11 protein-coding genes are annotated in these 10,205 nt (G+C 74.5%); 6 read left to right on the forward strand and 5 right to left on the reverse strand.

The window, feature by feature from the left end; all coding sequences use genetic code 11:
• Nucleotides 1-1,004, reverse strand: a 1,004-nt coding sequence (locus G5C65_RS22910) for a serine/threonine-protein kinase (RefSeq protein WP_165300798.1), incomplete at its 3' end; no start/stop codon positions are given.
• A 175-nt stretch (nt 1,005-1,179) separates the two neighbouring features.
• Here G5C65_RS22910 and G5C65_RS22915 point away from each other — a divergent pair.
• Complete coding sequence (locus tag G5C65_RS22915; RefSeq protein ID WP_165300799.1) at nt 1,180-1,455, forward strand: hypothetical protein; 276 nt, start codon at nt 1,180-1,182, stop codon at nt 1,453-1,455.
• Between the two features lie 63 nt (nt 1,456-1,518).
• Here the strand turns inward: G5C65_RS22915 and G5C65_RS22920 are convergent, their stop codons facing one another.
• Both G5C65_RS22920 and hmgA read right to left on the reverse strand, forming a co-directional pair.
• On the reverse strand, nt 1,519-2,277 hold the full coding sequence (locus G5C65_RS22920) for a GntR family transcriptional regulator (RefSeq protein ID WP_165300800.1): 759 nt from the start codon (nt 2,275-2,277) through the stop codon (nt 1,519-1,521).
• Between the two features lie 88 nt (nt 2,278-2,365).
• Nucleotides 2,366-3,715, reverse strand: a complete 1,350-nt coding sequence (gene hmgA / locus G5C65_RS22925) for a homogentisate 1,2-dioxygenase (protein WP_165300801.1) — start codon at nt 3,713-3,715, stop codon at nt 2,366-2,368.
• A 139-nt stretch (nt 3,716-3,854) separates the two neighbouring features.
• Here hmgA and G5C65_RS22930 point away from each other — a divergent pair, with 139 nt between their 5' ends.
• The 4 genes from G5C65_RS22930 (at nt 3,855) to G5C65_RS22945 (ending at nt 7,904) form a co-directional block, all read left to right on the forward strand.
• Nucleotides 3,855-5,303 (forward strand): aldehyde dehydrogenase family protein, encoded by a 1,449-nt coding sequence (locus G5C65_RS22930; RefSeq protein WP_165300802.1) that lies wholly within the window; start codon nt 3,855-3,857, stop codon nt 5,301-5,303.
• 50 nt (nt 5,304-5,353) lie between these two features.
• A complete protein-coding gene (locus tag G5C65_RS22935) occupies nt 5,354-6,460 on the forward strand; it encodes an alcohol dehydrogenase catalytic domain-containing protein (protein ID WP_165300803.1) in 1,107 nt (368 codons plus the stop codon).
• Between the two features lie 6 nt (nt 6,461-6,466).
• Nucleotides 6,467-6,970, forward strand: a complete 504-nt coding sequence (locus G5C65_RS22940) for a GNAT family N-acetyltransferase (RefSeq protein WP_165300804.1) — start codon at nt 6,467-6,469, stop codon at nt 6,968-6,970.
• Nucleotides 6,971-7,292: 322 nt separating this feature from the next.
• The gene (locus tag G5C65_RS22945) at nt 7,293-7,904 is read left to right on the forward strand and encodes a TetR/AcrR family transcriptional regulator (RefSeq protein WP_165300805.1); all 612 of its coding nucleotides are present in this window, start codon (nt 7,293-7,295) and stop codon (nt 7,902-7,904) included.
• 30 nt (nt 7,905-7,934) lie between these two features.
• On the opposite strand, the gene G5C65_RS22950 is transcribed toward G5C65_RS22945, so the two are convergent.
• Nucleotides 7,935-8,417: a MaoC family dehydratase gene (locus tag G5C65_RS22950; protein WP_165300806.1), complete on the reverse strand. Its 483-nt coding sequence runs from the start codon at nt 8,415-8,417 to the stop codon at nt 7,935-7,937.
• A 125-nt stretch (nt 8,418-8,542) separates the two neighbouring features.
• Nucleotides 8,543-9,013: a hypothetical protein gene (locus G5C65_RS22955; RefSeq protein WP_165300807.1), complete on the reverse strand. Its 471-nt coding sequence runs from the start codon at nt 9,011-9,013 to the stop codon at nt 8,543-8,545.
• 416 nt (nt 9,014-9,429) lie between these two features.
• Between G5C65_RS22955 and G5C65_RS22960 the strand changes: the two genes are divergently transcribed.
• Nucleotides 9,430-10,205: SDR family oxidoreductase (locus G5C65_RS22960; protein ID WP_165300808.1), on the forward strand; the 776-nt coding region annotated here is incomplete at its 3' end.

Consider the following 10,205-nt stretch of genomic DNA (forward strand, 5'->3'; position numbering starts at 1 on the left):
GCCTCGGGGTCCGGGGGCGCCGCCCCCGGACCCCGGAGGGGGGCTCCGGCCCCCGGGGTCGGCGTCCCCGGCCGCCGGGGCGGTGGCCCGGTACCGCCGGCGGTTCCTCCGGAGGCGGTCGGGGTGTAGCCCGGCGCGGAGGGGCGAGGGCCCGGCGCCCGGGGCGCCGAGGGGGCGTGCGGGGTGGTGCCGCGGTCCCGTACCGCGGCCAGCAGCTGCGCCGTCTCCTGCGCCGCCAGCCGCAGCTCCGGATCCTTGCGCAGCAGCCCCTCCAGCACCGGGGCGAGCGGGCCCGCGTGGCGCGGCGGCGGCAGCTCGTCGTCCACGATCGCGCGCAGCGTGCCCAGCGCCGTGTCCCTGCGGAACGGGCTGCGGCCCTCGACGGCCGCGTACAGCAGCACGCCCAGCGACCACAGGTCGGAGCCGGGCCCCGGCGGGCCGCTCCTGGCCCGCTCCGGAGCGAGGTACTCCGGCGAGCCGATCACCTCGCCGGTCCGCGTCAGGGCCGGGCTGTCCTCGATCAGCGCGATGCCGAAGTCGGTGAGCACCGTCCGGCCGTCGTTGCTCAGCAGGACGTTGCCCGGTTTCACATCCCGGTGCAGCACGGCGCAGGAGTGCGCGGCGCGCAGCGCGGCCAGCACCTCGGCGCCGACCGCCGCTGCGCGCTCCGGCGCCATCGGACCCTCGGCCACCAGCAGGTCGTCCAGCGAGAGGCCGCGTATGAACTCCATCACGATCCACGGGCGGCCCTCCTCGGCCACCACGTCGTAGACGGTGACGACGTTGCGGTGCGCGACGCGGCCCGCAGCCCAGCCCTCCCGCTCCAGCCGCGCGTACAGCTGGCGGACCTCGCGGTCCTCCAGCCCCTCCGGCGCACGGACCTCCTTCACCGCCACCTCGCGGCGCAGCGTCTCGTCGTACGCGCGCCAGACCGTGCCCATGCCCCCGTGGCCCAGCTCGTCGCGGAGCCGGTACCTTCCCGCGAGGATCCGCTTTGCGCTCATTCTGTCCCCCCTTGACCCGTTCTTGGGTCTTGTTCGGATGCTGAGCGCTCGTACGGTGTTCGTCAACCGGCCTGTGGGGCAGGTGAATCCTGTGACCGGGATACACGCGTGTCGGAGTCGGGAGATAGGGTTACTCTGCCCTGGGCCGGGTGCCCTCGTACGGGTGGGGAGTGTCATGGAACAGATAACAATGAGCAGCAGGGCGCGCGTGCCTGCGGTCAAATGCGGGACGAGCGCGACAAGTTCGCGCCTCGACCGGCACCTCTCCGTGCTCGCGGGGCCCGCTGTCCCGCAGGGCGAGACGGAGGAGGCGACGACGCTGATGCGTGAGATAACGCGACGCGACGACGCTGCCACCGCACGCGGCGGGTCGCGTACGCGGAGCGCGCGCGTGTCGCTGTTCGCGCCCCTGCGCAAGCTGCGCCGCTCGCTCTTCGGCGGGCGCGGCTGAACCGGGCCGCCTGGACGGTGAGGGGACTGTCCTGGCGGCCCATTCAGTCCGTGCGGCCCTCTCTCAGCTCGTCACGTTCTCCAGCGTCACCGAAAAGGAGAAACGATCCCCCCGGTAGTGGATGCGTACGACATCCACCGCCGCTCCCGCCGCGTCGTAGGTCACGCCCGTGTAGTGCAGAATCGGGCTCAGCAGCGGCACATCCAGCAGCCGGGCTGTCTCCGGGTCGGCGAGCCGTGCCTCCACGGTGTCCGTGATCCGGCTGATCCGCACCCCCACCCGGTCCCGGAGCACCTTGGTCATGGGCCATCCGCGCCGCAGGTCGGCCGGGTCGATGCGGTCGGCCAGCCGCGGGTGGATCAGGTTCACCGCCCAGTTGGTGGGCTCGCCGCTGTCCGGGTCGCGGCGCAGCCTGCGGTACGCCATGGCCTCGGCGAGCCCCGGATAGTGCTCGGCCAGCTCGGGCGGCACGGGTTCGGGCCCGTGCCCCAGCAGCGTGGTGCTCTCGCCGGACTGCTGCGCCACGATCGTGTCGACGGAGCCGAGCAGCCGTACGGGGCGCGCCCGGCGCGCGTCCGGCTCGATGAAGGTCCCGCGTCTGCGGTGCCTGCTGATCAGCCCCTCCGACTCCAGTTCCTTGAGCGCCTGGCGCATGGTGAGGACGCTGACGCCGTAGTGCACGGCGAGCTTCTCCTCCGTGGGCAGGCGGAGCGGGGATTGCGGGGGCCGGCCGAGTATGGAGGCCCGCAGGGACTGCGAGACCTGGTACCAGAGCGGGAGCTTGCGGTTCAGGGCGACGGAGTCAGGGGCGAAGACGGTCATGTGGCGGCCTCCGTTGGGATCCGCGCTCGATTCTGCCGCAGCGGCGACGGCCGGTGGAACGTGCCCCCTGCATTCCGGGGCCCCCGGATCAGGCCCGGGGGAAGTGGCGCTCCAGGCCGTCCCAGACGGTGTCGTAGTCGGGCTGGAGGTGCGGTGCCCGCGCCGCCTGCGGGGTCGGCGTCACCGGCCAGCGGGTCTCGAACATGAACGCCAGGCCGTCGTCGACCTTCTGCGGGGCCAGCTGTGCGGCCGAGGCCCGCTCGAACGTCTCCCGGTCCGGGCCGTGCGCCGACATCATGTTGTGCAGCGAGCCGCCGCCCGGCACGAAGCCGCCCTCGCCGCCGGTCTTCGCGTCGTACGCGCCCTCGATCAACCCCATGTACTCGCTCATCACGTTCCGGTGGAAGTACGGCGGCCGGAAGGTGTCCTCGCCCACCAGCCAGCGCGGCGCGAACACCACGAAGTCCACACCGGCGAGCCCCGGGGTGTCCGACGGCGAGGTCAGCACGGTGAAGACCGACGGGTCGGGGTGGTCGTAGCTGATGGAGCCCAGCACATTGAAGCGCCGCAGGTCGTAGACGTAGGGAACGTGGTTGCCGTGCCAGGCGACGACGTCCAGCGGCGAGTGGTCGTAGGTGGCCCGCCACAGGTTGCCGCAGAACTTGTTGACCACCTCGACGGGGCGCTCCTCCGCCTCGTACGCCGCGGTCGGGGCGAGGAAGTCGCGCGCGTTGGCGAGCCCGTTGGCGCCGATCGGGCCGAGGTCGGGCAGGGCGAAGGGGCGGCCGTAGTTCTCGCACACATATCCCCGCGCGGACTCCTCCAGCAGCTCGGCGCGGAAGCGCACGCCGCGCGGGATGAGCGCCACATCGCCGGGGCGGGCGCACAGCGCCCCCAGCTCGGTGCGCAGCAGCAGCCCGCCGCGCTCCGGGACGATCAGCAGTTCGCCGTCCGCGTCGCTGAACACCCGCTCGTGCATGCCCGCGTTGGCGGCGTACAGATGCACCGCCATGCCGGTGCGCCGGGTGGCGTCGCCGTTGCCGCCGAGCGTCCAGAGCCCGGCGAGGAAGTCGGTGCCCGCGGGCGGCTCGGGCAGCGGGCCCCAGCGCAGCCGGTTCGGGTCCGGTACGGCCTCGGTGAACGGGGCGGTGCGCAGCGCTCCGTTGTCCATGCGCTCGAAGCGCGGGTGGGCGGCGGAGGGGCGGATGCGGTAGAGCCAGGAGCGCCGGTTGTGCGCCCGCGGCTCGGTGAAGGCCGTGCCGCTGAGCTGCTCGGCGTAGAGCCCGAGGGGGGCGCGCTGCGGCGAGTTCCGCCCCACGGGCAGCGCCCCGGGTTCGGCCTCGCTGCTGTGCTCGTTCCCGAAGCCGGAGAGATAGCTGAGGCTCTCCGCTGTCTTGCGTGCCTGCTCGGTGGTCGTGCCGGTGGTACCGCGGCTCATCGCCAACTCCCGCCGTGTAAGGGATTCCTGTGTATGACCATAGGAATCATGTGCGCACCCGTCAACGAGCCGCGCGTCACCAGGCCGGCCGCCGGCCGCCGGCTGCCCTTCCGCCCGGCCGGGGCAGTACGTTGGGCGCATGAACGCATACGACGGCATGTACACGACACACGAGGACCTGTACATCGACGGTGTGTGGCGCCCCGCGCTGGGCGGGGACGCGATCGACGTCGGCAACCCCGCCACCGGCGCGGTCCTGGCGTCCGTGCCCTCCGGCACCGCCGCCGACGTGGACGCCGCGGTAGGGGCCGCGCGCGCCGCGCTCCCCGGCTGGGCGGCCACGCCGCCCGCCGAGCGCGCAGCCCGGCTGGGCGCGCTGCGCGACGTGCTGGCCGCGCGTGCCGAGGAGGTCGCCGAACTGGTCACAGCCGAGCTGGGGGCGCCGCTCACCTTCTCCCGCAAGGTGCACGCCGCGGCGCCCGTCACCGTCTCCGGCAGCTTCGCCGAGCTGGCCGCCGACTTCCCGTTCGAGGAGAAGACCGGCAACTCCCGGGTGCTGCGCGAGCCCGTCGGCGTCGTCGGCGCGATCACCCCCTGGAACTACCCGCTGCACCAGATCGTCGCCAAGGCGGCCCCCGCGCTCGCGGCGGGCTGCACGATGGTCCTCAAGCCCGCCGAGGACACCCCGCTGACCGCCCGGCTCTTCGCCGAAGCCGTACACGAGGCGGGCGTGCCGGCGGGAGTGTTCAACCTTGTGACGGGGCTCGGCCCGGTCGCGGGCGAGGCGCTGGCCGGGCACCCGGACGTGGACCTGGTCTCGTTCACCGGCTCCACCGCCGTGGGCCGGCGGGTCGGCGCGCTCGCGGGCAGCGGCGTCAAGCGCGTCGCGCTGGAGCTGGGCGGCAAGTCGCCCAACGTCCTCCTCCCGGGCGCCGACCTCGCCAAGGCCGTCAAGCGCGGCGTCGCCAACGTGATGAACAACTCCGGCCAGTCCTGCAACGCCCTCACCCGGATGCTGGTCGACTCCGCGCGCTACGAGGAGGCCGTGGACCTCGCCGCCAAGGCGGCGGCCGCGTACGCCCCCGGCGATCCGCGCGACGAGGGCACCCGGCTCGGTCCCGTCGTCAACGCCCGGCAGCGCGAGCGCGTCACCGGCTATGTCGAGCAGGGCGTGCGGGAGGGCGCGCGGCTCGTCACGGGCGGTGCCGAGCCGCCCGAGCCGCCGCCGGGCCACGAGCGCGGGCACTGGGTGCGCGCCACCGTCTTCGCCGACGTCACGCCCCGGATGGCGGTCGCACGCGAGGAGATCTTCGGCCCGGTGCTGTGCCTGCTGCCCTACCAGGACACCGAGGAGGCGCTCCGCATCGCCAACGACACCGACTACGGGCTCGCGGGCGCGGTCTGGTCGGACGACGAGGAGGAGGCCGTCGCCTTCGCCCGGCGGCTGCAGAGCGGCCAGGTGGACATCAACGGCGGACGCTTCAACCCGCTCGCCCCGTTCGGCGGCTACAAGCAGTCCGGGGTGGGCAGGGAGCTGGGCCGGTACGGCCTGGAGGAGTACCTGGAGACGAAGTCCCTGCAGTTCTGACGCCCTGCCCCGCCCCTCCCGGACCGCCTCACATCCCCAAGGGAGCCACCGTGATCCGTGCAGCCGTTCTCACCGCACGCTCGGCACCGCTCGCCGTCTCCGCCGTCGAACTCCCCCCGCCGGGGCCCGGACAGGTGCGGGTCCGGCTCGCCGCCGCCGGGGTCTGCCACTCCGATCTGTCGCTCTCCAACGGCACCCTGCGCCAGCCCGTGCCCGCCGTCCTCGGCCACGAGGGCTCGGGCACGGTGCTGGCCGCGGGGGAGGACGTCACCGGGGTCCGGCCCGGCGACCGGGTCGTGCTCAACTGGGCGCCCTCCTGCGGCTCCTGCCCCTTCTGCGCCGAGCTGGCCGAGCCCTGGCTGTGCGAGGAGGCCAACGCGGCGACGACGGCGCCCTACGCCCGCACCCCCGGCGGCGAAGCGCTCTACCCCGGGCTCAGCGTCGCCGCCTTCGCCGAGGAGACCGTGGTCCCGGCGGGCGCCGTGCTGCCGCTGCCGGACGGGGTCCCGCTCCAGGACGCCGCGCTGCTCGGCTGCGCGGTGCTCACCGGGTACGGCGCCGTGCACCACAGCGCCCGGGTGCGGACGGGCGAGTCGGTGGCCGTCTTCGGCGCGGGCGGGGTCGGCCTGGCCGCGCTCCAGGCGGCGCGGCTGGCCGGAGCCGGGCGGATCATCGCGGTGGACGTCTCAGCGGAGAAGGAGGAGCTGGCGCGCGCCTCGGGGGCCACGGACTTCGTGGTCGCGGCCGCCGGCCCGGACGCGGACCCGCGCGCCACCGCGAAGGCGGTGCGCGCCCTGACGGACGGGCGGCGCGGCACCGACGTCTCGCTGGAGTGCGTGGGCCGCTCCGAGGCCGTCCGCACCGCCTGGGACGCCACCCGGCGCGGCGGCCGGACGACGGTCGTCGGCGTCGGCGGCAAGCAGGACCAGGTCGCCTTCTCCGCGCTGGAGCTCTTCCACTCCGCCCGGACGCTGAGCGGCTGCGTGTACGGCAACGGCGTCCCGGCGCGCGACCTGCCGGTGCTGGCCGGGCATGTGCGCGAGGGGCGGCTGGACCTGGGCGCGCTGGTGACCGAGCGGATCGGCCTGGACGAGGTGGAGGGGGCCTTCGAGGCGATGCGGGCCGGGCGCGGCGGGCGGTCGCTGATCGTATTCTGAACCGCCATGGACGACCTTGTGACGGAGCGGCTGACCCTGCACCCGATGAGCCTGGCCGAGGCGGGGCGGGTGGCCGCGGGCCGGCCGGCGGACGGGGACCGCTGGGCGCCCGGGTACCCGGCGGCGGCCGATGTGGAGGGGGCGCGGCACTTCGTGAGCAGCTGGGCGACCCACGGCGACCCGCGGCCGTACGGCAGCTACGAGATACGCCGCCGCGCCGACGGGGCCGCCATCGGCGGCACCGGGTTCAACCGGCCGCCGGACGGAGACGGCACCGTCACCATCGGCTACGGGCTGATCCCGGCCGAGCGCGGGAAGGGGTACGCGGCCGAGGCGCTGCGCGCCCTGCTGCGGTTCGCCCGCGAGTGCGGGCTGACCAGCGTGCGGGGCGACGCGGACCTGGACAACGTCGCGTCCCAGCGGGTGATGGCGGCCGTCGGGATGCGCTGCATGGGGGAGGACGAGCGGGTGCGGTACTACGAGATCGCCCTCCCCGCCGACGATGCCTAGGCCGTGTCCGGCGGATCATGGTTGCCCTCCGTCGGGGCAGCCGGGTCGGGGCTGCCCCTGCCCGTGTCCTGCGGTCTGCGGCTGGGTTGTGGCCGGTCGCGCAGTTCCCCGCGCCCCTGAAGCGCCCCTGCGGGGCGCCAGGGCGCGCCCAGGGGCGCGGGGAACTGCGCGAGCAACCTCCCCCAAGCTCTCGGCTTCGCTCGAGCAGGGGGACCCCCATCCCAGCCGCGGACTGCGACGCACCGGCAGGGGCAGCCCCTGCCCAGCACGATCCGCCGGACATCGCCTAAGCGGACGCTCATGTGCGGGATAGGGTGACGCAATGACCGCTGAGACCGACGAGTCCTTCGGGGACGTGACGCCGGACGCCGCGCGCAGGCTGCTGCTCGGCGCGGTGGAGGCGTTCGCCGAGCGGGGCTTCCACGCCACCACGACGCGCGATATCGCGGGCCGTGCGGGCATGAGCCCGGCCGCGCTCTACATCCACTACAAGACGAAGGAAGAGCTGCTCTTCCAGATCAGCCGCGTCGGTCACGAGCGCTCCGTGCACCTGATGGAGGAGGCGACGGCGGGTGACGGCAGCGCGGCCGAGCGGCTGGCGCACGCCGTACGCTCCTTCGCGCGCTGGCACGCCGAGCACCACACCACGGGGCGCGTGGTCCAGTACGAGCTGGCGGCGCTGAGCGAGCAGCACTACGCGCAGATCGTGCGGCTGCGCCGGCGCACCGAGGACATCCTGCGCGGGGTGCTCCAGGACGGCGTGGCCTCGGGGGAGTTCGCCGTCGGGGACATCCGCGGGACGGCGCTCGCGGTGCTGTCGCTCTGCGTCGACGTGGCGCGCTGGTTCCGCCCGGACAGCCGCCGCACACCCGACGAGATCGGGGTGCTCTACGCCGACCTCGCCCTGCGGATGGCCGGGCACCGGGCCGGCTGACGGGACGGGCCCGCCGGGGCGGGCCGCGCGTCACCAGTAGTAGCGGCTGAGGCTCTCCGCCACGCACACCGGCCGGTCGCCGCCCTCGCGCTCGACGGTCACCTTCATCGCGACCTGCACGCCGCCGTCCGGGGTCTCGTCGGCGCCGGCGAGCTCGGCGTGTGCGCGCAGCCGGGAGCCGACCGGCACGGGCGCGGGGAAGCGGACCTTGTTCACGCCGTAGTTGACGCCCATCCGCACGCCGTCGACGCGGATGATCTGCGGCAGGAAGGCGGGCAGCAGGGAGAGCGTCAGATAGCCGTGCGCGATGGTGGAGCCGAACGGGCCCTCGGCCGCGCGCACCGGGTCGACGTGGATCCACTGGTGGTCGCCCGTCGCGTCGGCGAACCGGTCGATCCGCTGCTGGTCGACCTCCAGCCAGTCGCTGGCGCCCAGCTCCTGGCCGACGGCCGCCGCGAGGTCCGCGGCCGAGGTGAAGACGCGGGGCGAGGTGGAGACGCGGGACTCAGCCATCCGTACACCTTTCCGTGCGCCGAATAAGCGGTTGCTCAGCTGCGTGGGCCAGCATGCCAGTACCGCCGGCCGGGCGCCAGGCCGGGCCCGTCCGGCCGTGCCGGGCACGGGCGGGGGCACCCCCGCTAGCCCTGGGAGGAGGCCATGGTGCGCCGTCCGGCGGGGTGTCCGTAGCGGCCGTCCATCGCCGAGATCATACGGCGCAGCACCTCGGCCAGCCGGGGCGTCGGCGGCTGCGCGGGATCGCAGCGCAGCAGCGAACGGCCGCCCCAGGTGAGCCGGTGCCACTCGTCCAGGGCCGTCGGCTGTCTGATGCCCTCGCGTTTCTCCCGTCTGCGCCGCGCCGCCACTTCGGACTCGTACGCCAGCCACACGGACCGCGCCTCCTCCAGTTCCTCCAGGGCCGCGACCAGGAGCGAGGGGTCGGGCTCCCGGTCGTCGGGGTGAAAGCCCGCGCTGGCGCACAGGTGCTGCCAGGTGGCGCGGTGCCCGTAGGGCGCGAAGCGCTCCAGGCACTTGCGGAGCGCCTGTCTGCGTTGTGACGGCGCTCTGTGGGGGTCGCGTACTTGCTGGGCGAGAGCTCTGAATCCGGCCAATCATCCCACCTCCGGCGGAGAGGACCAGAGTCGTTCGGGGGTGTGACGTACTGACTCCCGATTCGGATCCCTCTCCGTTGCAGTGTGCTACGGCGTGGCGGAATACCCTGGATCAGGGCTTCTATTCCTGTACGCGGGAATTGCTCGTACCAGCGGCCGCTCCCGGGCCGTCGGGTGCCCGCTCGTCACAGAGCGGGCGGGGCGCGCGCCCGGGGGCGAGCCCGTCGCACCCCGGGCGGGGTGGCGCACGCGCAGGCGCCCCGGAGCATATGCCGGAGCGGACGGCGGCCGGCGCGGTGCCGGGGCGGGCCCGGGGTTCCGCAGCGACATACCGACTGGTTAGTCTGCCGCGACGGGAGCGATGACGACAGCGCGATGACGACGGTGCCGGGCAACCGGCCGGAAGGGGCTGCGCCATGGACGGGGTACGCGGCAGAACGGTGGTCGTGACGGGCGGCGGCCGCGGCATCGGCGCCGCACTGGCCCGCCGCTTCGCGGCGGGAGGCGCCCGCGTCGCCGTCAACGACCTCGACGCGGACAGCGCCCGGTGCGTGGCCGCGGAGACCGGCGGCGTCGCGGTGCCCGGGGACGCCGCCACCGTCGTCCCGGCCGCCCGCGCCGCGCTCGGCGGCACCGTCGACATCTTCTGCGCCAACGCGGGGTGCGCGCACGAGGGCGGCCCGGAGGCCGACGAGGCGTCCTGGGCGGCGTCCTGGGACCTCAACGTCATGGCGCACGTCCGCGCGGCCCGGGAACTCCTCCCCGAGTGGCTGGAGCGCGGCGAGGGGCGCTTCATCGCCACCGTCTCCGCCGCCGGGCTGCTGACCATGGTCGGCTCGGCCCCGTACAGCGTCACCAAGCACGCCGCGTACGGCTTCGCCGAGTGGCTCTCCGCCACCTACCGGCACCGGGGCGTCGCGGTGCACGCGGTCTGCCCCGAGGGGGTGCGCACCGGCATGCTCCGCGCCGGCGGCGCCACCGGGGAGCTGGTGCTCGCGCCCGGCGCCATCGAGCCGGAGGCCGTCGCGGACGCGGTCTTCGACGCGCTGGCCGACGAGCGGTTCCTGGTCACCCCGCACCCGGACACCGCACGCTCCTACGCCTTCCGCGCCGCCGACCCGGACGGCTGGCTGGCCCGGATGAACCGCCTCCAGGAGAAGGTCGAGACGCGGCTGGCGGAAAGGGAGGGGGA

Origin of the sequence: Streptomyces boncukensis (assembly GCF_011045075.1) — a bacterium.
In the GTDB taxonomy this organism is placed as follows: domain Bacteria; phylum Actinomycetota; class Actinomycetes; order Streptomycetales; family Streptomycetaceae; genus Streptomyces; species Streptomyces boncukensis.

What these genes read in the sequence shown, in the direction of transcription:
- G5C65_RS22915 (WP_165300799.1), top strand. Translation starts at nt 1,180, where the DNA reads ATGGAACAGATAACAATGAGCAGCAGGGCGCGCGTGCCTGCGGTCAAA.
- hmgA (WP_165300801.1), bottom strand. Translation starts at nt 3,715, where the DNA reads ATGAGCCGCGGTACCACCGGCACGACCACCGAGCAGGCACGCAAGACA.
- G5C65_RS22950 (WP_165300806.1), bottom strand. Translation starts at nt 8,417, where the DNA reads ATGGCTGAGTCCCGCGTCTCCACCTCGCCCCGCGTCTTCACCTCGGCC.
- G5C65_RS22945 (WP_165300805.1), top strand. Translation starts at nt 7,293, where the DNA reads ATGACCGCTGAGACCGACGAGTCCTTCGGGGACGTGACGCCGGACGCC.
- G5C65_RS22930 (WP_165300802.1), top strand. Translation starts at nt 3,855, where the DNA reads ATGAACGCATACGACGGCATGTACACGACACACGAGGACCTGTACATC.
- G5C65_RS22920 (WP_165300800.1), bottom strand. Translation starts at nt 2,277, where the DNA reads ATGACCGTCTTCGCCCCTGACTCCGTCGCCCTGAACCGCAAGCTCCCG.
- G5C65_RS22940 (WP_165300804.1), top strand. Translation starts at nt 6,467, where the DNA reads ATGGACGACCTTGTGACGGAGCGGCTGACCCTGCACCCGATGAGCCTG.